Here is a 20,958-nt window from a genome sequence, read left to right as displayed (position 1 = left end):
TTGCTAATTTAGCTATCTCTTGGTTTATGAAGTTTGAGTAGCTTATCATTGTAGTGTTAGGAGGAATATATGGCAGAACCAAGAGAGAATTGGTCGAGTAGGACTGGTTTCATCATAGCAGCTGTCGGTTCGGCAGTAGGGCTAGGTAACATATGGCGTTTCCCTTATGTGGCTTATGATAACGGTGGTGGGGCATTTATGGTGCCTTACCTTATTGCTTTATTAACAGCAGGTATTCCGCTGTTGTTTTTAGATTATATTATAGGACATAAGTATCGCGCTGCCGCGCCACGTGCATACAAGAAAATGGTGAAATCTGCCCAGTTTGTGGGCTGGTGGCAGACGCTTGTCTCTTTTATCATTGCTATTTATTATGCCGCCGTTATTGTATGGGCGGGCAGTTATATGGTTTTCTCGTTTGGACAAAAATGGGGCGAAGATACCACAACCTTCTTTGTCAGCGACTTTGTACAGCATACAGGAGATCTGACTTCTGTATTCGTACCACAGATGTTTATAGGTTTGCTCATCGTTTGGGCATTAGCCATGTTAATTATGTTTGGCGGTATCCGTAAGGGAGTCGAGCTTGCCAACAAAATCTGTATTCCACTACTCATAGTATTGTTTGGCATTATGGTATTTAAAGCTGTTAATTTACCAGGCGCTGAAATTGGCTTGAATGCTTTTTTTGAACCAAATTGGGAGAGAATGAAAGATCCTAACGTTTGGCTTGCAGCTTATGGCCATGTGTTTTTCTCATTATCGGTCGGTTTCGGTATTATGGTGACTTATGCCTCTTATCTAAAAAGAAATACCAATTTAACTGGCGCAGGTTTAGTGGTAGGTTTCGCTAACTCATCTTTTGAATTGATTGCTGGTATCGGTATCTTTGCCGCTATTGGTTTTATGGCCATGTCAACAGGTCAAGAAGTCTCTGAAGTTGCTAGTGGCGGCGTGGGACTAGCGTTCTTTGTATTCCCCAAAATTATCTCAACGATGGGCAGTAGTGGTGACTTTATTGGTTTCTTATTCTTCGGCTCTTTGGTAGTAGCTGGTATCAGTTCTTTAGTGAGTATCCTTGAAGTACCTATCTCAGCCTTTCAAGACAAGTTTGATTGGTCACGTAAAAAAGCAGTTGCTGCAATAGGTGGGGTATGTGCTGTAATATCAATTGCTGCGTTCTCTACTGGTAGCTCACTGGTGTTAGTAGATGTTATCGATCACTTTGCAAATAATATCGGTATCGTCGCTGGTGGCTTGATGTCAATTGTTTGGGTAACATGGTTTAATCGCCATAAAATTCCAGGCTTATTAGAGCATATCAACCGCATCTCAAGTGTCAAACTAGGTGGTGCTTGGGTATTTATGTTGACGGTTATCACACCAACCGTATTGACCATCGCCCTAGGTTTGAAGCTTATTAATTTGGTTCAAGAGCCTTACGAGGGTTACTCTACTACCATACTATTATTATTTGGTTGGGGCGTTGTGGTATTCTTTGGATTAGGAGCGTTTATACTTTCTCGTATAAGAGGTCATCACGATGATGAAGATGATGAATCTCGTTTGATTGACGATGCACACTAATCAAATTGAAATCTTAATAGGAATTTATTATGACAACATCAGCAATTATTTTTATGATTATTTCAATGTTACTTATATGGGGTGGTTTGCTCACTGCAATCTTACATTTAAGAAAGCATCCTGACATTCCGATGAGTGAATTGCCAAAAGATCATATCTAAAGACACTCACGTTTTTGCAATGATAAGAAACTATACTGTTTAAAAAATAATGATTATCTGAAAAATAAAATGCCAGTCAGTAAACACTGTCTGGCATTTTTCTGTTTTGTGACTTAGCTAAAAGTTTACCAAGTAAGACGTACTTAAATTAACGCAAATTTAGCTCAGGAACCGTCTGTCCACGCTGATGATAAAAATCGCTGACGAATGCATCAAACTTATCTTGCTCAATAGCGTCTCTGATACCTTGCATCAAACGCTGGTAATAGCGCAAATTATGAATAGTGGCCAGCTGCGCGCCCAGCATCTCTTTGCATTTATTAAGGTGATATAAATAAGCACGGCTAAAGTTCTGGCAAGTATAGCAATCGCACTCAGGATCTAACGGGCCTTCATCGTTACGATACTGGCTATTACGAATACGTACCACACCTGCATTGTCTGTGTCGCCTGTGACAAAGTAATGACCATTACGGGCGTTACGAGTGGGCATAACGCAGTCAAACATATCGACACCGCGACGGACTGCCTCGACGATGTCCTCAGGCTTACCAACGCCCATTAGATAGCGTGGTTTGTCTGCTGGCATCGCATTTGGGATATAGTCTAGTACATCCATCATCTCATCTTTTGGCTCACCAACAGACAGACCACCTATTGCATAACCATCGAAACCAATCTCTAGTAGACCTTCAAGTGATTGCTTGCGCAAATCTGCGTACATACTGCCTTGAATGATACCAAACAGCGCATTGGTACTGCCCAGTCTATTATGCTCGTCAACGCAGCGCTGCCCCCAACGCAATGATAGCTCTAAAGATTTTTTCGCTTCATCATGAGTCGCAGGATAGGGGGTACATTCATCGAATTGCATAACGATGTCTGAGTTCAAACTATACTGAATCTGCATCGACTTTTCTGGTGACAAAAACACCTTGGCACCATCGATGGGCGACTTAAAGTTGACGCCTTCTTCGGTAATTTTACGCATCGCACCGAGGCTAAACACTTGAAAACCACCCGAATCGGTTAAGACGGGTTTATCCCAATGCATAAACTTATGCAAGCCGCCAAATTTATCAATTACTTCAGTACCAGGACGTAGCCATAGGTGAAAAGTATTGCCCAATATAATATCAGCGCCGATGGCTTCGATATCGCGTGGCAGCATACCTTTAACTGTGCCATAAGTACCGACAGGCATAAAGGCGGGTGTTTGTACATCACCATGATTGAGATGGACTGTACCACGGCGTGCACGCGTCCCGCCAGTGGCTGTTTTATGTAAAACAAATTGCATATGATAACCGCTATGTAAGCTATGAAAATGGTGCTAATTATAACATTGTTAGGTTTTTTTGGGGACCTAGAAGTTTAGCAGCAGTGAATAATGCTATGAAAGTATTCTTTACTATAACCAAAAAATACAGACAGGATCATCGTACACTTGCTAGAGTGAACAATGAGATAGTGAAAGTATTTAATCTTACTTTTGAATAGCGAGGGTATAGTATGACTGAAGCAACTGACTTTTTTACGAGTAAAAAACTATTCAATGGTTTACTAATAAGTGGCCTATTACTAATATCAGGAGCAGCTATGGCAGTCGAGGAACCAGATTATACTATCTTGTTAAAAGCCGATAATTTTGAGTTACGTCGTTACGATAAACAGCTGGTAGCTCAAACGTGGGTGACAGGTGATCAAAATGATGCCAGTCGCGAAGGGTTTAAGGTTTTGGCAGATTATATCTTTGGGAATAATACGGCGTCAGATGGGAAGAGCAGTAAGATTAGTATGACCGCGCCTGTCACTATGGAACCTAAAAGCAACCAAGACAATGGTGAGTCGCAAAAGATTGCCATGACCGCGCCCGTAAGCATGCAACGAGACGATGGTAAGTGGCGCGTGCAATTTACTATGCCAAGCCAATATACGATACAAACATTGCCTAAGCCCAACAACCCAAATATTGAGATTAAGGAAGTACCCGTACAGAATTATGGCGTTATCAAGTTTTCAGGATTGGCAGGAACTGATAAGGTCGCAAAAAAGACAGAAGAGCTACAGTCTTGGATGCAAAGCCAAAATCTGAATATAATGAGTACACCCCAGATTGCACGTTATAATCCGCCATGGACATTACCGTTTATGCGTCGCAATGAAGTGATGATTGCCTATCAGCCCAATTAATATCCACAAAAAAGACAGCCTCTGCTGTCTTTTTGGTTCTTAGTTTTTTACTTTTAACTTTAAAACATCCAGTTTAGCTATTTTGCTCACGAATGATATTTAGCATACGGCGCAAAGGTTCAGCGGCACCCCATAGCAGCTGGTCACCAACGGTAAATGCACCTAGATATTCAGGCCCCATGTTTAGCTTACGCAAGCGTCCTAACGCTACAGTCAATGTACCGGTCACGGCTACTGGGGTTAAACGGCTCACGGTAGCCTCTTTATCATCTTCGACCACATCTAACCACTCGTTACCGCTATTTTTTAGCGCCGCTTCGATTTCTTCTAATGGGATATCTTTTTTGAGCTTGATGGTTAAGCCTTGAGCGTGGCAGCGCATGGCGCCAATGCGCACACACATACCGTCAATAGCGATATTGTCAGCTTCAGAGTTGCCAAGGATCTTGTTGGTTTCAACACCACCTTTCCACTCTTCACGGGATTGCTTGTTGTCTAACTGAGCATCGATATAAGGGATCAAACTGCCTGCGAGCGGTACGCCAAAATATTGCTTAGGAAAGTTATCTGCGCGCTGGGTCTGCGCAATTTTTTTATCGATGTCCAGAATGGCGCTGGCAGGATCAGCCAGCTCATCTTTAACTGCATCATGCAAGACGCCCATACCATTGATAAGCTCGCGCATATTGTTTGCGCCCGAGCCGCTAGCTGCTTGATACGTCATGGCGCTGACCCATTCGACCCAGCCTTTATTGAACAGTTCACCGATAGCCATTAGCATTAGTGATACTGTACAGTTGCCGCCAATAAAATCCTTTTTGCCATGAGCCAGTGCATTATCGATGACACTACGGTTCACTGGATCAAGGATGATGATGCTGTCATCTTCCATGCGCAAAGTGCTTGCTGCATCAATCCAATAACCACTCCAGCCACTGTCACGCAACGGCTGATGAACTTTTGATGTATAATCGCCACCTTGGCAAGTAATAATCACATCGCACGCTGCTAAGGCAGCAATATCATGAGCGTCTTTAAGTTGGCTGGTCTTAACGCCGTCAAAGCTTGGCGCATGACCACCTGCATTACTCGTCGAAAAAAACACAGGCGTGATACCGTTAAAGTCATTTTCTTCTTGCATACGTTGTATCAATACTGACCCAACCATACCACGCCAGCCTACCAACCCTACTGTTAAATTACTCATGAAGTCTAATCCTGTTTACAATCAGTTATTACGTCGTCAACCAGTAACAATGCCGTGAATAACGTTAAAAATCAAGATATTTCAGTGGTTTTTCGAAGTTTTTTGCACACTATTAACTGTGCCTATTATAACTTTTGGTTATTACTTTAAGGCGAGCATTTAATGGAGAATACATTTACCAGCTCTTGGGCCGATTACTATCTTGTTATTTGGCTCAAATAGGATTGAGTGCGCTTCTCTTTATATCTCTTATAGATAGCGTTTGTAATATTTTATGACAGTCTATGCTTAAGTAATGTTTAGCAATAGGCGATAGTCTCATGAGATGCTAAAGTGTGTACCTAATATAAATGTTCAATAGACTTACTCATATAAGCACCTAAAGCAAAAGCCTAAATGTTTTTAGAGAAAAACGGTATGGACTTTTGTCGTTTAATTTAAGGTAAGTATAATCATAAATCTCACCCACAAACTAACAAACGGTTAATACATACTATGGATATCTCCTTATTATATTATGGCATGCAATGGTTAGCAGGATTCATCGCATTTGTGACAATCTGGGGCTGGTTACCTCTTGATAACTGGTGGGTGAGAGGTGTTGAGTTTCCACGTATTCAAATAATGGTACTGGGTATTATCGCGTGGATTGGCATGTTGGTGTTTTGGTCAGAGTGGCAATGGGAGCAGTGGTTGTTGTTTATTACCTTAACTGTTACGTTGGCTTTTCAGCTTAGAATGGTATTGCCTTATACTAAATTATGGAAAAAAGAAGTCCAAAATGCAAAAGACAAGCCAGAAGAGCAGGCATATCAGCTTAAAATCATGGTATCAAATGTCCTGACTCCCAATGATGAGACACAAAAACTGGTTGATTTGGTCAAACAAAAGCAGCCTGATATTTTGATTACTTTAGAAAGTGATGAGAAATGGGAAAAGGCGCTTAATCAAATTGAGCCTGATTATCCTTATACAGTAAAAATACCGCTAGATAATCTTTATGGTATGCACCTGTATTCTAAGCTTGAGTTGATAGACCCTCAAGTTAAGTACTTAATGATAGATGATATACCTTCTATCCATACACAACTGCGTCTGCAAAGTGGGCGAGTCATCTGGCTGTACTGCTTGCATCCGATGCCGCCAAGTCCCACAGAAGCCGATAAGTCAACCACTCGTGATGCTGAGCTACTGATGGTTGGTAAGCACATTAAAGAAAATAATCAGACAGCAATATTAGCAGGTGATCTCAATGATGTCGCATGGTCAAAGACCACTCGACGCTTTCAACGTATCTCAGGATTGCTAGACCCACGTATTGGTCGTCATTTTATCAATACTTTCCATGTTAAGTACCCATTTTTACGCTGGGCATTAGATCATTTATTTCATAGTGCTTGCTTTACTGTAGTTAATATTCAGCGTATGCCGTCTGTAGGTTCTGATCATTTTCCTGTCATGACAACTTTGCAGTACGAACCGGAGGAAGCAGATAAGCAAGAACAAAATGCACCGACTGCCCAAACTGAAGATATTGAAGAGACAGAAAATAAAATCGAAGAAGGTAAAAAAGAAGGTGATAAAGTATCAAAAGAACATGCAGAGTATCATTGAAACCGTGCTCAAACAGCCTCTTTTTTTAATTCGTTTAAACGAATACATGTAAGCCAAAACGTACAGTAAATAGAGCTTTTAGCCTCTAGCTACCCATATCCGTTTACCATACAATAGCTTCATCAACACAAGGATAGGCAAGGATGCAGTGTTGAGACAATAAGTTTATGAGTACAGGTCAGCCCGCTGTTTTATAAGTTATTGTTTATGACTTAGGATGAGTCATCAAGGAAGAACAATAACAATAACATGAAGCGCTAAAGCCCCGAACTAATTGCCCAAGGTTCGGGGCTTTTCTTTGTGAGATAGATAGTTGAAGTTGAATAAAATGTTATTGAGTTTAATGCGCTAGCTGCAAGTACAAAAAAGCATATATATGTATTTACATATATGCTTTTAGATAAAAACCGTTTATGCACGATAAGATATTAGAACAATAGCACTCATTCTAATGTCACAAAGCCAATTTTATTTATAAATTGGCTTCTTGTTGTGTCAATGGAGCAATTTTGATAGGTACAGCATATAGCCAAGTCATACCAGCGGTACAATAAAACTTTCCATCACGGAAAGATACGATACGAGCGGTAAAATCATTGTCAATTTGATCACTGATAGCACGTGCATCGCTATCATCGTCTACTGCACACCAAATCTTTTTATCGCCACGATTCAGCATTGCTCGTGTTAAGTCGCTGCCAGTCAATTTGTTATTCACGCTTATGTATCCCAAATATAAATTATGATTATGGAGTTATAAAGAATGCACGGCGATGCAATCCTTTCGCCTTTATAATATCCTCGATAGTCTGTAAGACCTTACATCGTGATTTTTTCACTCGAAATAAAGCAATCAAGGAATGAATCCTCGAACCTAACAAACTGTCGTAGCATTATATTTACCAAACATCAGCTGATTGTTACTGTTATTATTAATAAAGGTTAGAAAAAGTACAAATGACTACAGAAGAATTTAAATAAATATAGTTTCGATAAACTAGGTTTTAGTTTTATACATTGATACTAGCATATCAGAAGTTGATTACAGAACGTAAAAAAAGTAATGTTTAATAGTCAATATATAAGAATCTTAACTACTATAGAAAATTTTGAAAGAACGAAAAGGGCGTATATAGAGATATACGCCCTTAAGGATTATCAAATATTGTATAAGTGAGCAGTAAGGTAGGTATCTTTTAGTTAAGAACTTGAATATAAGCGCCAGCACGCAACTCTTGTAACCAATCCTCTTGCGCTTGCGGTGCTAAGCGTTGATAAAGCGCTTGACGAGCCATATTGCGACGATATTGATTACTAACATCCTGTTGACGTTTGTCTTCTACTTTTAGAATATGCCAACCAAACTGAGTTTTGAAAGGGGCGGAGTAATCACCAACGGTAGTGTTTTTCATAACAGCTTCAAACGGGCCAACCATATCTTCTTCGCTAACCCAATCAAGATCACCACCACGTCCTGCTGAGCCTGGATCGTCAGAATAAGTCGATGCTAAATCAGCAAAACTTGCTCCTTGACGTAGCTGGTTGTACAAATCATTAATCTTCTGTTCAGCGAGGGCTTCTGTTTGAAGCTCATCAGCTTTAACTAAAATATGACGAGTATGCCACTGCGGTATAATCATGGTATCACTGGCTTTTTTGTCAGCCAGTTTAATAATGTCAATACCTTCAGGGGTCACTAATGGAGCACTAACGGCGCCAACTTCAAGCTTGGTAATTTCGCTAGATAGCTCTGTAGGTAGGGCAGCAGCTTTGTGATAACCCATATCGCCACCTTGTAATGGAATAGGGTAACTGCCTTGGGCCTCAGCGACCACAGCTTCGACATCGACATTTGGTGCTTGCAGGCGAGTGCGCAAATTCTGCGCGACTTTTAGTGCCTCACTACGCTGAGCTTCTGACAAGCGGCTATAGTCATCTATATAAGGTACGCGAACATGGATGGTTTGATACTCACTTTGATTTAGGCGTTTTGCTTCAGGAGAGCTCAAAAATGCATCAATATCTTGCTCACTGATGCGCACCCGATTAGTGATTTGACGCTGCTGTAATGCTTGAATAGCAGCATCTTCGATCAGTTTTGCGCGTAAAGCCGCGTAGCTTCCAGCTTGGTTGGCATCAAGACGCTGCTGTAGCGCACCAATACTAGTAAGTCCTTCAGACTGAGCGATTTGTGCAAGACGTTGATTAATAGCAGCCTCATCGGGCTTTAGACCGACACGATTAACCAATGATAATTGCAACTCGCGCAATATCAACGCATTTAGTACCTCAGACTGCAATTGTGCTGAATTGGCAATAGGTTCGCCAGCGGCCTTCGCACGTGCCTGTGTTTGTGCAATTGCATTTACCAAGTCACTTTTTAAGATAGCATTGTCATTGACCAAAGCGATGATACCGTCAGTACTACTAGCGGACGTTAAACGAGCATTGTCATCTTGACTAGTAGCCACAGCGTTCGTTTGCGTATCTGCTGGTGCAGCTTGGCTACTAATGCTTAATAAAACGCCTGCACTGATACTCATAGAAACTAGTACAGCACGGTTGGTCTGGTGTAAAGAAAAAAATCTCATGATGCTCCTCGTCAATGTCATCGCATCGGATGATAGTTGGGCAATTATCTTTGTGACACGTTGCGTATTCTCTTGCAAATAATTGTGTACTGGATGTTTTGCTTACAATATTATTCTGTGATTATTCACACTTGTTTTTCAACTTGTTATACGGCACAGCTTGCTATATTAACGCTCACATATCTAATTTTGATGAGCTTATTAAAGTAGCTGTTAGTCTTTCCACGCTGTTTGTACTGGCTCAAAACCTAGGACTTTATCTGCGAGTAAGCGAGTCAGACGACTGCTACTACTGCCAAGCCCATTAAGTCTGATTTCTGCCATGACCGCTTGTGTAGGTTTTTCTCTAAGGTTTAGATCATTATAGTAGCGACGACCATAAACCGCAAAACCAATACAACAGTCCTCATAGTCAATACCAACGAGTGCATCCAGCATCTTATCGCTGCGATAATCGTACTGTCCTTGTGCAAGCACCCGCCAGCTATTATTGATAGGGAAAATAGCAGATGCTGTAAATGCAGACAATGGCAACTGATCCGTGTTTTCATCACGTTGACGCTTCACAAAACCGACGTTGAATAGGCTATTGTTTGATGGCTGGTAACGCAATTCTGTCGTAAGGTAGTTAATATCATAGCTATTATTTAAAGCGCCACTAACATCAACCCACACATTATTATAAGGTTGAGCGCTAGCATTCCATACCATCCCAGAGGACGACGTGTTAAATACGGGCGTTTGATCATCGAGATTGACGCGACCATCACCATAGTAGAACTGCTCTGCAATGCTACCATCAAAACGTGTCACGCCCGTTGCATCGATGTAACGATAATTGATACCAGGAGTAATGGCATGCAAGTCCTGCAAGCGGTCATGTCCTAAAAACCAACTGTCCGAAAACAGCTGTTCATAATTGATAGACGCAATACGAGTATTAAAGTTGGGTATATCATTTTGATCTTCAAAAGGCGAATAAGTGTATTTTAGACGCGGGCTAAGTAGCTGATATCCACCCATGGTGTCGTCAAAAGCACCAAAAGGTGAGCCTGCACGATAAAGGTGCAATCCAGCATCAATACTGGCCTGTGGTACAAAGACCGATTGACTACCATCTTCTTTATTCAGTTGGTTGTCTTCTAAGCTGTCTTGATCATAAGAGGTGTATAAGTGTTGCAAACTAAGCTTTGGTTTTACATAACCCCATGCCGTTTCAATTGGATAAGTAGTACTTAATTTGTTATAGACACGTATACCGCTTTTTTCGTCTTCAGAGCCATCATCAATAGATTTTTTGAAGTAAGCTGAATCGTGAACGCCTGTAATGTCAAAGGCGTCTAACCAAGGCAGACGATAATTGAGCGATAACTGCGGCAAGCGTGAGTAAGGTTTGTCTTTGTCTTCTAACGCGTCACCATCGTTATCAAAAGCGTCAAGTGTTTGAAAGGTTTCAAGCTTTAGTTCGCCATTAACGTAGTCGTTGTAATAGTTGAGCCGAGCGCGTCTCGGTAAGTTTACTGTACTATCAGACAAACCAAGGGTATCAAAGTCGTTTAAGTAATCTTCATCAGACACATAGCTGTACTTGGCATCACCACTTAAACGCGGGATGCTACTTGATGACCAGGAGTGATCATAAAAAAAGCTGCTGCGATCCTCGCCATCATATTTTCTGTCATTGGGTAAGTATGAGCCGTTAAATATGCCCTTGCCATAATTTTCAGTTAAATAACGAAACTCGCCAGATAGCATAGGGTTACGGTTGGTATAGAGATGAGTGTTGAGTGTGGCATCATAGTTAGGCGCTAGATTAAGATAGTAGGGGACATCAATTTCCAGTCCACTTTCGCTACCAATACTTGCGCTCGGTAATAAAAAGCCACTACTACGGCGACTGTCTACAGGGAAGTTGAAGTAAGGCAGGTAAAATACAGGAATATCTGCAATGCGAAAAGTAGTATTGTAAGCTTCGCCGCGTCCAGTCTCGGTATCTAGATCAATACTTTTGGCATCAAACTGCCACTTGCGGTTGGTTGGCGGGCAAGTACTAAACATTACCTCATCAAGCTCATACTGAGTATCATTAGGTCGATGCAAACGTTTGGCATAACCATGAGCTTGCAATTCTACGCTAGCAAAGGCGACTTCGTCAGCAGTAGATTGTCCAGTCTCTGTATTATATGCTAGGTTGTCTGCGACCCCAATAAGACCGCCCTTCAAAGACTTATCAGTCATACTGGCGTTGTTGCTACTTTGATTGTTGCTATTAGAGACTTGGTCAGTAAACATGACTTTGCCTTGTGCGGCAGCAGTGCCATTGGCCAGATCAAGCATCACCTTGTCGGCTTCAATATGCTGACTACCTTGGTCAATAATAACATTGCCAGATAGCTCAGCATAATCTACATTATTATAGTACCCATAGTCAGACTCCGAAAACAGAGGCGCTTGCTCATTAGGAATGCCACTAAGGTTAGTGTTTGTCTGTCCGCCGGCCTCATTGACTGCACGTTGATAATTGGGGTTGCGCTTAGGACTGACCCATTGACCTTCGCAGCGCTGGGCACTATCCACTGTGTTTGGAAGTAACTTTAATTCTTTGCCTACTTCAGGGATGTTTTGAGTCGTGGTTGTCGATTTATTTTGAACATCGTCTTGTTCTGTGCTTATAGTTTGTTCAGGATTTATAGTATCGACATTATTGTTTCTTAAGGTTGATGGATCAGTATCAGGAGTCAACTCATAAAACTCTGCTAAACGCATCAAGCTGTCTTGGACGCTCTCATCATTGATATCGAGACGGCTATTCTCAATTGCTAGATTCTGCTTTATAGGTTGATTTGCCTGTACTGTATTTTTTTCATCATTACTATCGTTATTGTCTTGTGACGCTTTAACATCAATGCTTGAGCTGTGTGTGGTTTCAGAGATTGTTAAGGTGGCATTATCAGTATTAGACACTGTATTATTGGCAACCAAATCATCACTGGCGTTAAAGTTATCGCTAGAAGCTAGTGGATAGCTGTTGTCATCAGCCTGATGGCTCATTGTAGTATCAGCACTGTGCTTCATGCTCAAAGGATCTACTGTAGTTGCAGCAACATCCGCAGTTGTTGTAGCGCTTAAGCTCTTATTACTGCTGCTGTAGTCTTTGATAGGAGGATTGGCGATACTAGGGCTGTCAGAAATTAGCGGCGCTGCTGCCTGCTTATCATCGTTGTCTATTGTGGCAGCGCTGACAGTCAAGCCGGTTAAGCTGATAGCACCAAACAAAATCAAACGAATGCTTTGGTAAAGCGGAGAATATAACAAGGGCACACCTATGATTGCAAAGCCTATGGGGTTGCGATATTTGATTCAGTTGTAAATATTAATGTCGTTTTATGTTTAAGCCGAACTTATAAAAATCAGCCTGCGACAATAAAAGTAAGCTGAGGGTAGTCATATTTTTGACCACTATACGGTAATATGAATTTAAATATACAATCATATTACAACTATTGACGACTTATCATAGTCAAAAAAAACCAAATCAGCTACACTATTCATCAAATTTTCTGACGTAGCAAGACGTTTTTACGATTACTGCTTAGCACAGCGCCTAAAGCGAGCCTTAAAAATAATCTAAAACGTCCAGCAAATAAAAACAGCCCGTCATTTTAGCAAGTATTCACTTTATTTATTACTAATTTAGTCATTAATACTAGGTATTTTTAACAATTGTATTTTCAACATTATTGTTCTTACAATTATCAAGTACTTAAGCTTATTGACTGTTAACCTGCGATGGCCTTTATGACAGACAATATGATTTTACAGCCCGATACCGATACTAATATCAATACTGATGTCGATAATAGTACTCGTCAGCAGCAATTAGAGAACTGGTTGCAGCAAGTATTCGTAGATCAGACCTTTGTGCTTGATAGCTTACCGGGGGATGCTAGTGCGCGTCAGTACCACCGTATACAGCTGTTTGATAACACCAGTAGTGATGATACCCCGATGGTAAGGTATATCGTTATGGACTCCGCTGATGAACAAGAGGCAATGCAGCAGTTCGTCAACGTGACCAAATTGATGGCGCCAGCAGTCAATGTACCAGATCTTATTGCTCAAGATATGGCACAAGGGTTTTTGGTCCTGCAAGACTTTGGGGCGATCGAGTTTGCGCACTTATTAGTTGATGCGCCAACCGAAAAGGTTAATGAGTGTTATCAGTTAGCGATGACCACATTGGTCGAGCTACAAAAAACGCCCGTACAGACAGCTCGCGTAGAGCATGAACTTTCTTATTATGATAGTGCAATGCTCAATCGAGAAATGGATTTGTTCCGTGATTGGTTCATACCTTATATTGGTGTCAGCCTTGATGAGAAGTTATGGGAAAATCTAAAATCTGCCCTAATTAATGATATTTTGACCCAACCTCAGGTGGTTGTTCATCGTGATTATCACAGTCGCAACTTGATGCAAGATCAAGCAGATTATTCGCGCTTAGGCGTCATTGATTTTCAAGATGCTGTCATCGGTGCATATACTTATGATTTGGTGTCCTTAGTACGTGATGCTTATGTAGAGTGGCCAGAAAATCAAGTGTCAAGCTGGGTCTATGATTTTTGGCAATTGCAACAGCAAGCAATGCTACCGACAGCGAACAATGCTGAGCAGTTTGAACATGACCTAAATGTAATGGGTGTACAACGACATCTAAAAGTATTGGGCATTTTTATTCGGTTGTCTGAGCGTGATGGTAAAAACCGCTATTTAGCTGATATTCCAAAAGTCATGCGCGATCTTGTCTTTGAGTTAGACTGGCTGGCTGAGCAAGGCAGTGATGCTATGAAGCAAGCTATATTACCCTTTAATCTATGGCTAAAAGATAGCGTATTACCTGCTTATCAAGATAAGTTTGCATTGTAATAGGTATTGATAAATTAATTCGATTATTAAAATAATAATGTTAATAAGGAGCGTGCATGTCTGTTATAACCCAAGCGATGATTTTGGCGGCTGGTAAGGGGACACGTCTGCGTCCATTGACTCTTGAGACCCCAAAACCGTTAGTTGAAGTAGGTGGACAGCCGCTAATTGTCTGGCATATACAGGCATTACAAGCCGCGGGCATCACTGATATTACTATCAATGTCTCGTGGCTTGCTGACAAGCTAATGAATACCCTAGGCGATGGGTCGCAATACGGGGTAAATTTGCATTGGTCGGTTGAAGATGATGAGCCTTTAGAGACCGCAGGCGGCATTTTCCAAGCGTTACAAACGGGTAAATTACGAGATGAGCCTTTTCTTCTAGTCAATTCTGATGTCTGGACGACCTATGACTTTGCGCAATTGCAAGATTATACGCTGAGTGCCGATCAGCGCGCACATCTATTATTAATCGATAATCCAGAGCATAATAATAGCGGTGACTTTGCTATTAATAATGGGCTTGCCAGTGAGACTCCAATTGGTGAGGCAGACAAGTATACTTTTGCTGGTATTAGCGTGATGTCACCCAGATTGGTTGATGGCTTGGTTGCAGGACAACCGGCAGCACTAGCACCACTACTCAAGCAAGCGATGCTTAAGTTTCAGATTACCGCTGAGGTTATCACTGATAATTGGATAGACGTCGGCACACCAGAGCGCTTAGAGCAGATAAATGACTTTATTCACAGTAAAGGCGCTGATAATCATTGCGGTGTTTGATTAATAAAAAAACTGGATAAATAAAAAAGCAGCGCTGATCATAAGATTAGCGCTGCTTTTTTATTACTTAGATAATAGTTTAAACGCCCATTGCCAATTTAATTAATTGGGCAATAGTAAAGATAACTAAAAAACCTGCCAGATATAGACCAATGAACCATGCCCACTGCGATTGTTTTTTACTGAGCTTTTTCATGGGAACCTCCCCATTTGCTTTTTGTCTGTGGCTGGTGTCATTTAACAAAGCCACCACAGTCATTCTAATTTATCCAATTTATACCGTTATTAGTCATTAGTACATAGGATTGTGATCAGATTTTCCCTTAAAAGTATAATACGCAAAAGCGGTATAACTTAAGATAATCGGTAGCATAATAACTGCACCAATCAACATAAAGGAGAGCGAAGTGTCAGCCGCTGCTGCCTCATAAATTGTCATCTGATACGGGACTATATAAGGGAATATAGCAAAACAAACACCAATATAACCCATCAAAAATAGAGCAACCGTCAATAAAAATGGACGGTACTCGCGCTCAGTATTTAAGTCTTTACGCATTAAAAAGAATAGCAATACAACAATAAGTGGCATTGGCGCAAGATAGAGCAAGCCTGGGAAGCTAAACCAGCCTTCAAGTGCATCTATATCGGAGAAGAACATAGATACCGTGACGGCAATCATTGCGGCTACTAATGCCATTAACATCCAGCCGGAGACTTTACGCGCCCAAACCTGTAGTTTGTGTTCAGTTTTGATGATAAGCCAAGTAGAACCAAGTAGTGCATAACCAATAATAAGCGCAAATCCGCACATGATTGGGAATGGTGAGAACCAGTCAAAAGGTCCGCCTGTGTATAAACGATTGCTTGCTTCTAATCCTTGCACCAAGGCACCGAGCATGATCCCTTGAGAGAAAGTGGCAATCACAGAACCTACAAAAAAGAAGGTATCCCAGACATGACGGCGTGAAGAGGCTTTAAAGCGAAACTCAAACGCAACCCCGCGCATAATGAGACCAAATAACATAGCGGTAACGGGCAGATATAGCCCAGTCATAATGATACCGTAAGCGACTGGGAAAGCGGCAAACAAGCCGCCACCGCCCAATACTAACCAGGTCTCATTACCATCCCAAAATGGGGCAATAGAGTTCATCATTCGGCTACGGTTTTTGTCCGAGCCTGCAAACGGGAATAAAATCCCGCAACCTAAATCAAAGCCATCAAGCAGTACATAGATAAAGACAGAAAGAGCAATGAGCCCGCCCCAAATCAAAGGTAAGTCTAATACATCGCCGTAGTTAAACATTAGCGCAACCCTCCGTCTTTTTCATCATTCGCTGGCGTATCAAGATCTTCTGTATCATCTTTCTTAGTGTTTTCAGAAGGATTACTATCACCACTCAATGTGCGACCTTGCCCTTCGGTAATAGAGTGCTCATAGAAGTTATCATCTGAAGGATCTTCATAAGGTTTTGGCCCTTGAGCAATTAAGCGTAAGATATAAAAACTACCCGCACCAAAAACAAAGATATACAGCACAATAAAGCCAATCAATGTCGTTGCCACTTGTTGGGCGGCAACGGGTGACATACTTTCAGCCGTACGTATCACCTCATATACCGTCCACGGTTGACGGCCTGTTTCAGTCACAAACCAGCCGGCGAGTAGTGCGACAAAACCAAGTGGCGTCATCATCATCCACGCACGGTGGAACCATTTACTCTTAGGATCAAATTGCTGCTTTTTGAAGTATTTGTAGAGACTAAACAATCCTACTAGAACCATCAACGTGCCAATACCCACCATGACGCGGAATGACCAAAATACAATCGGGACATAAGGTTGATCCTCTGGTGCCCAATTTTTAAGCCCTTTAACTTCACCATCCAACGAGTGAGTCAAAATCAAACCAGATAAATAAGGGATTTTAACTTCATAATGGTTTTTTTGTGCCTCTTGGTCTGGGATGCCAAATAGGACCAATGGCGCCCCGCGCTCATCTTCCCAAAGTCCTTCCATCGCTGCAACTTTAGCAGGTTGATGCTCAAGCGTATTTAGACCATGCATATCGCCAATCAATACCTGCGCTGGCGCAACAAAAATAGCCATCACCATTGCCATACCTAACATCACGCGACCATGTTTGCGATGTTCAGTATGTTTTTTGGATTGGATATAGTAGGCACCGATACCACCAATCACAAAGGCAGTGGTCAAGAACGCTGCTGTCATCATATGTGCGTAGCGGAACGGGAATGAGGGGTTAAAAATAACCTCAAGCCAGTTGGTCGGATAGAGCAAACCATCAGCACCAACCATAAAGCCTTGCGGTGTTTGCATAAAGCTGTTGGCCGCCAAAATCCAAAACCCTGAAATGAGCGTACCAACGGCTACAATCGCAGTTGAAGCGAAGTGCATACGCTTGCTCACGCGTCCCCAACCAAACAGCATGATACCAAGAAAAGAAGCTTCTAAGAAGAAGGCGGTCAGTACTTCGTAAGCTAGTAGAGGCCCCAAAACGTTGCCAGCTTTGTCTGAAAATACTGCCCAGTTGGTGCCAAACTGGTAGGACATGACCACGCCCGATACGACACCCATACCAAAAACGACAGCAAATATTTTTACCCAGTGCTTATAAACTTCTGCATAAATAGGCTCACCTGTTTTTAACCAGCGAAATTCAAGCACAGTTAAAAAGCTGGCAAGTCCGATAGAAAAGGCGGGAAAAACAATATGAAAAGAGATAACAAAAGCAAACTGGATACGCGCTAGCATCAGCGCGTCCATCTGATCGATCATAAACGTAGCGAACATAAACGGTTACCTTTACCTGTTAGCTGACTAGCGATGGCTTCCATGATACGCTCAAGTAACTGTCCGTAATCAGTGGTATAAACGTTACGGGCAATAGCCAAGTGTTATTTAGCTACAAACGACATTTAGCTAAGGACGTTTTATATAAAGATAGTTTATACAAATACTATTTAGCTGTAGTAGATAATCTATATCCTTATAAATTAAAGTCATTTGTCTGTAAAATACGTAAATCAATATGTATTAATGTGCATATATTATGCGCCACCCTAGGTATACACGCAAGCTGTGCATAGTAAGCGTTGTTATCCTAATGCCTACTCATCCGTCATTAATAGTTGCTAATAATAAAGATATATTTAACAATTGCTTATAACGGATATTACTGCTTCAAATGCTCGTGTAAGATGCGTCTTAACGTCAAAATAGTTTGCGGATTGGTTTGTATACTGTGACCACCACTGATAACGGTTTCAGAAGCCGCGCCTTTAAGGTGGGCGCTGGTGTAAGGCACGATACCATCGGATAGACGCTCAGTGAGTGCTTGGCTAATATCCTCATCCACCATCACCGCTGCGACGAGTGGCGCGCTTGGTATAGAAGATATATCAGTATCATCATTTGCATCGGGTTTTATCGCTTGGGATAAGTCTATCCTAGCTCCACCAGGCTGCATCTGTGCCAAACCTTGAGTGATATCTGTATCATTATTGGCAATAATTGAGTGGTAGGTAATGCGCTCATTCATCGTGATATCTTTGGTTAATTGAATAAATGAGGACTTGTTACTCAATTGACTGGCACCGTTTTGTAGATATAGCGCCCCTAAAGGGTTTTGTGCTAAATCGCCTTTAATTGCAAGGGTGGCTAAATTGTCAGTGACTGTTTTTATCAAACCTACCGGCAAGTACACAATACGGCGCAAAGCACGGGTAAACCAGCGATCTGCATAGTCAGTGCCTCTAAAGGGCGCGGACAAAAATACAGCAGTATCTACTTGTGGTAGTGCTTGTAACTCGAAACGCGTTTTTAGTTGCTGCTCGCCAAAAGATTGTTTAAGAGCGTCACGAATCTTACTTTTTTCACTAATAGAAAGCATGTTTTGGTCATCAAGCCTGTCTAGATCGTCCACTAAGTTATCGTCAGACAGCATCATACGAGAAATAAGAGCGCCCATACTATGACTGATAATTACGCTATTTTTACTGGCACGATTTTGTCCGTTAGGATCTGTTTGCTGATAAGTAGTTTCGAGTAATTTTTGAATCTGATAGCGGTTTTCTAAAATAGGCAGATTGGTCGGATAAAATATTTGCCATACTTGATAGTTGTCACGTAGCTTATCGTCATTGAATATATCGTTAGTTAGGTTGACCCAGGTGGCAGGACTAGAGGCCAAGCCATGTATCATAACGATGACACGCTTATTAGGATCATAGGGCTCAAGCATGAATAGCTTAGGTAGCGTTGCCTCTTGACGCCGCGTCAGTAAGTTTAAATATCCGACACCGTCGAGCTGGTTTTCTGCTAACCATAGACCATAACCTGCTGAAAAATTGGCAGCAAGTGGATAGTCATTGCCAAGAATATGGACGTTACTACTACGATAGGGGTTGTATAAGTGAATATCGAGCTGATTGCTACTAAGTACATCAAGGATGCTGTCACCAGCTGGTTTTATGAGACCTGTCATCAGTAAATGCCCAGTAGGATAAATACGTGTACTTACTGCGCTATCATCCATGCTGCCATTATTTATCGTTTTAGATAGTTTGCCTGATAGTGATGATTCTAGTAGCTGACGAATGGTGGTAGTATAACGGTCATCCAATGATGCCACCAAACCAATGCCCAAACCTGGACGCTTGCTGACAGAGTTCAGACCCGATAGACGCAACTCATAAGTTGAGGTTAAATCGGCAAGGGCAGATGACTGCTTATGAGCATTTTGCAAGTAGGTATTTTCGTTCGGTAGATAGACGTTAAGATCATAATTATCAACTTCAATATTCATGATTTTGATTTGATCGGTGGGTTTACCACGTAACGGTGCTCGATTGGCGATTGCCGCTTTATTACCATTATCAATAGTAGTACTGGGTGGCAGATAGTTTATTTTTGTACCGCCAATTAGGTTATTTGAGCTGTCTGTTGATCTGTATAGCTGTGTAACGACGCTATTGGTGGCAGCATTATAGATATCTTGGGTTTGGATATCGATATCGGTTGGGATGCGGTTTGGCTGACGCGCGACAGCCTTATCCGAATTAGCCTCTTCAAAATCATGGGTTAGGCTGTCGTAAAACAGATAAGTATAGCTAAGTTTAATGGCGTCAAAAAGCCGCGCTTGATAGCTATTGACACAAGTTTCGGTATTTCGCTGTTGGGTATCAGCTTCCTCGGCTGATAAAGGAGCATTGGCATAATAAGGGTCAAGAGGTGGCCGTGCCAAAGCCTGCTGGCATTCATTTAAATTAGCAAGTTGACGAGCTTTGGCATAGTGAAGCTCAGCGTAGACAGCAAGCGCTGATCTATAGTGTTCGTCGAGCATGCTATCAGTGAGCTGTGCTAGACATCGATCAAAATACTGCATGCAAGCCTGCTCATTGAGGCCAGCGGACAGTAATGTTGAGGAAGTAGCGGTACTAAGTTTGTTATCAGTGACGATACTACCACGCTGAGTATTGATAGTTTTTGCCTGAGTTTGTTTATTGACTGAGACTGTACTACAAGCAGGCACTAGCACCAAAGTCGCTGCTAGTGCTACTGGCGCTGTGATAGCCATTGGCTTTTTCTTAATGTAGGCTGCTGTAATCGCAGTAAGAGAGGCAAATGACATGGCAGACCTTAGTAGATAAATTATATAAATATAGATTTTCCATCAGTGCTTTATTAAAAACACTCATATAGTGTTGAGTCTAGCGCAACTTGTGCGTTTACACTATATGGATTAATGCTTAAATTTTGATTGTTGAGCAGTGTGCTTTAAAAAACAATGCTGAAGACAGATAGTCTTCTATAATAGATAGGTCAATCCATAAAAAAGCACGTTCGCTTTATTATTGACATGATATCAA

The 20,958-nt window shown here is 41.6% G+C and carries 15 protein-coding genes; 6 read left to right on the top strand and 9 right to left on the bottom strand.

The annotated features are described in order from the left end of the window. Window positions 1-69: 69 nt before the first annotated feature. Entirely contained in the window at window positions 70-1,587 is a 1,518-nt protein-coding gene (locus tag ACS8FC_RS05215; RefSeq protein ID WP_439260646.1) for a sodium-dependent transporter, read from the top strand. A 29-nt stretch (window positions 1,588-1,616) separates the two neighbouring features. After that, complete coding sequence (locus tag ACS8FC_RS05210) at window positions 1,617-1,748, top strand: methionine/alanine import family NSS transporter small subunit (RefSeq protein WP_299216392.1); 132 nt, start codon at window positions 1,617-1,619, stop codon at window positions 1,746-1,748. A gap of 148 nt (window positions 1,749-1,896) precedes the next feature. On the opposite strand, the gene tgt is transcribed toward ACS8FC_RS05210, so the two are convergent. Next, complete coding sequence (gene tgt, locus ACS8FC_RS05205; protein ID WP_439296058.1) at window positions 1,897-3,048, bottom strand: tRNA guanosine(34) transglycosylase Tgt; 1,152 nt, start codon at window positions 3,046-3,048, stop codon at window positions 1,897-1,899. A 212-nt stretch (window positions 3,049-3,260) separates the two neighbouring features. Here tgt and ACS8FC_RS05200 point away from each other — a divergent pair, with 212 nt between their 5' ends. Beyond that, window positions 3,261-3,941, top strand: a complete 681-nt coding sequence (locus ACS8FC_RS05200) for an SOUL family heme-binding protein (protein WP_439296057.1) — start codon at window positions 3,261-3,263, stop codon at window positions 3,939-3,941. Between the two features lie 73 nt (window positions 3,942-4,014). Here ACS8FC_RS05200 and asd read toward each other — a convergent pair whose 3' ends face one another. Then, the gene (gene asd, locus ACS8FC_RS05195) at window positions 4,015-5,148 is read right to left on the bottom strand and encodes an aspartate-semialdehyde dehydrogenase (protein ID WP_439260649.1); all 1,134 of its coding nucleotides are present in this window, start codon (window positions 5,146-5,148) and stop codon (window positions 4,015-4,017) included. A 495-nt stretch (window positions 5,149-5,643) separates the two neighbouring features. Here asd and ACS8FC_RS05190 point away from each other — a divergent pair, with 495 nt between their 5' ends. Beyond that, window positions 5,644-6,762 (top strand): endonuclease/exonuclease/phosphatase family protein, encoded by a 1,119-nt coding sequence (locus ACS8FC_RS05190; protein WP_439296056.1) that lies wholly within the window; start codon window positions 5,644-5,646, stop codon window positions 6,760-6,762. Window positions 6,763-7,234: 472 nt separating this feature from the next. On the opposite strand, the gene ACS8FC_RS05185 is transcribed toward ACS8FC_RS05190, so the two are convergent. The 3 genes from ACS8FC_RS05185 to ACS8FC_RS05175 all read right to left on the bottom strand — a co-directional run bounded on the left by ACS8FC_RS05185 (window position 7,235) and on the right by ACS8FC_RS05175 (window position 12,668). Then, the gene (locus tag ACS8FC_RS05185; protein ID WP_075102875.1) at window positions 7,235-7,480 is read right to left on the bottom strand and encodes a hypothetical protein; all 246 of its coding nucleotides are present in this window, start codon (window positions 7,478-7,480) and stop codon (window positions 7,235-7,237) included. A 478-nt stretch (window positions 7,481-7,958) separates the two neighbouring features. After that, the gene (locus ACS8FC_RS05180) at window positions 7,959-9,353 is read right to left on the bottom strand and encodes a peptidylprolyl isomerase (RefSeq protein WP_439296055.1); all 1,395 of its coding nucleotides are present in this window, start codon (window positions 9,351-9,353) and stop codon (window positions 7,959-7,961) included. Between the two features lie 213 nt (window positions 9,354-9,566). Then, complete coding sequence (locus ACS8FC_RS05175) at window positions 9,567-12,668, bottom strand: LPS-assembly protein LptD (RefSeq protein WP_439296054.1); 3,102 nt, start codon at window positions 12,666-12,668, stop codon at window positions 9,567-9,569. Window positions 12,669-13,151: 483 nt separating this feature from the next. Between ACS8FC_RS05175 and ACS8FC_RS05170 the strand changes: the two genes are divergently transcribed. Continuing rightward, window positions 13,152-14,279 (top strand): aminoglycoside phosphotransferase family protein, encoded by a 1,128-nt coding sequence (locus ACS8FC_RS05170; RefSeq protein WP_439296053.1) that lies wholly within the window; start codon window positions 13,152-13,154, stop codon window positions 14,277-14,279. A 56-nt stretch (window positions 14,280-14,335) separates the two neighbouring features. Next, window positions 14,336-15,064: an N-acetylmuramate alpha-1-phosphate uridylyltransferase MurU gene (gene murU / locus ACS8FC_RS05165; protein WP_439296052.1), complete on the top strand. Its 729-nt coding sequence runs from the start codon at window positions 14,336-14,338 to the stop codon at window positions 15,062-15,064. Window positions 15,065-15,143: 79 nt separating this feature from the next. On the opposite strand, the gene ACS8FC_RS05160 is transcribed toward murU, so the two are convergent. From ACS8FC_RS05160 to ACS8FC_RS05145, 4 genes are all read right to left on the bottom strand, one after another. Next, the gene (locus ACS8FC_RS05160) at window positions 15,144-15,260 is read right to left on the bottom strand and encodes a DUF2474 domain-containing protein (protein WP_149031854.1); all 117 of its coding nucleotides are present in this window, start codon (window positions 15,258-15,260) and stop codon (window positions 15,144-15,146) included. Window positions 15,261-15,356: 96 nt separating this feature from the next. Next, on the bottom strand, window positions 15,357-16,373 hold the full coding sequence (gene cydB / locus ACS8FC_RS05155) for a cytochrome d ubiquinol oxidase subunit II (protein ID WP_439260655.1): 1,017 nt from the start codon (window positions 16,371-16,373) through the stop codon (window positions 15,357-15,359). Beyond that, window positions 16,373-17,881, bottom strand: a complete 1,509-nt coding sequence (locus tag ACS8FC_RS05150) for a cytochrome ubiquinol oxidase subunit I (protein ID WP_420884167.1) — start codon at window positions 17,879-17,881, stop codon at window positions 16,373-16,375. The genes cydB and ACS8FC_RS05150 overlap by 1 nt, the downstream gene beginning before the upstream one ends. A gap of 382 nt (window positions 17,882-18,263) precedes the next feature. Then, the gene (locus ACS8FC_RS05145) at window positions 18,264-20,720 is read right to left on the bottom strand and encodes an esterase/lipase family protein (RefSeq protein WP_439260656.1); all 2,457 of its coding nucleotides are present in this window, start codon (window positions 20,718-20,720) and stop codon (window positions 18,264-18,266) included. Window positions 20,721-20,958: the final 238 nt, after the last annotated feature.

The sequence above is a fragment of the Psychrobacter sp. 1Y4 genome (assembly GCF_051847555.1).
The sequence above is the reverse complement of the archived record's forward strand: the minus strand, read 5'-3'. Positions and strand labels throughout refer to the sequence as shown.

Coding starts and splice junctions, on each gene's coding strand:
- ACS8FC_RS05180 (WP_439296055.1), bottom strand. CDS start 9,353: ATGAGATTTTTTTCTTTACACCAGACCAACCGTGCTGTACTAGTTTCT.
- cydB (WP_439260655.1), bottom strand. CDS start 16,373: ATGTTTAACTACGGCGATGTATTAGACTTACCTTTGATTTGGGGCGGG.
- ACS8FC_RS05200 (WP_439296057.1), top strand. CDS start 3,261: ATGACTGAAGCAACTGACTTTTTTACGAGTAAAAAACTATTCAATGGT.
- ACS8FC_RS05150 (WP_420884167.1), bottom strand. CDS start 17,881: ATGTTCGCTACGTTTATGATCGATCAGATGGACGCGCTGATGCTAGCG.
- ACS8FC_RS05210 (WP_299216392.1), top strand. CDS start 1,617: ATGACAACATCAGCAATTATTTTTATGATTATTTCAATGTTACTTATA.
- murU (WP_439296052.1), top strand. CDS start 14,336: ATGTCTGTTATAACCCAAGCGATGATTTTGGCGGCTGGTAAGGGGACA.
- tgt (WP_439296058.1), bottom strand. CDS start 3,048: ATGCAATTTGTTTTACATAAAACAGCCACTGGCGGGACGCGTGCACGC.
- ACS8FC_RS05170 (WP_439296053.1), top strand. CDS start 13,152: ATGACAGACAATATGATTTTACAGCCCGATACCGATACTAATATCAAT.
- ACS8FC_RS05160 (WP_149031854.1), bottom strand. CDS start 15,260: ATGAAAAAGCTCAGTAAAAAACAATCGCAGTGGGCATGGTTCATTGGT.
- ACS8FC_RS05190 (WP_439296056.1), top strand. CDS start 5,644: ATGGATATCTCCTTATTATATTATGGCATGCAATGGTTAGCAGGATTC.
- ACS8FC_RS05215 (WP_439260646.1), top strand. CDS start 70: ATGGCAGAACCAAGAGAGAATTGGTCGAGTAGGACTGGTTTCATCATA.
- ACS8FC_RS05145 (WP_439260656.1), bottom strand. CDS start 20,720: ATGTCATTTGCCTCTCTTACTGCGATTACAGCAGCCTACATTAAGAAA.
- asd (WP_439260649.1), bottom strand. CDS start 5,148: ATGAGTAATTTAACAGTAGGGTTGGTAGGCTGGCGTGGTATGGTTGGG.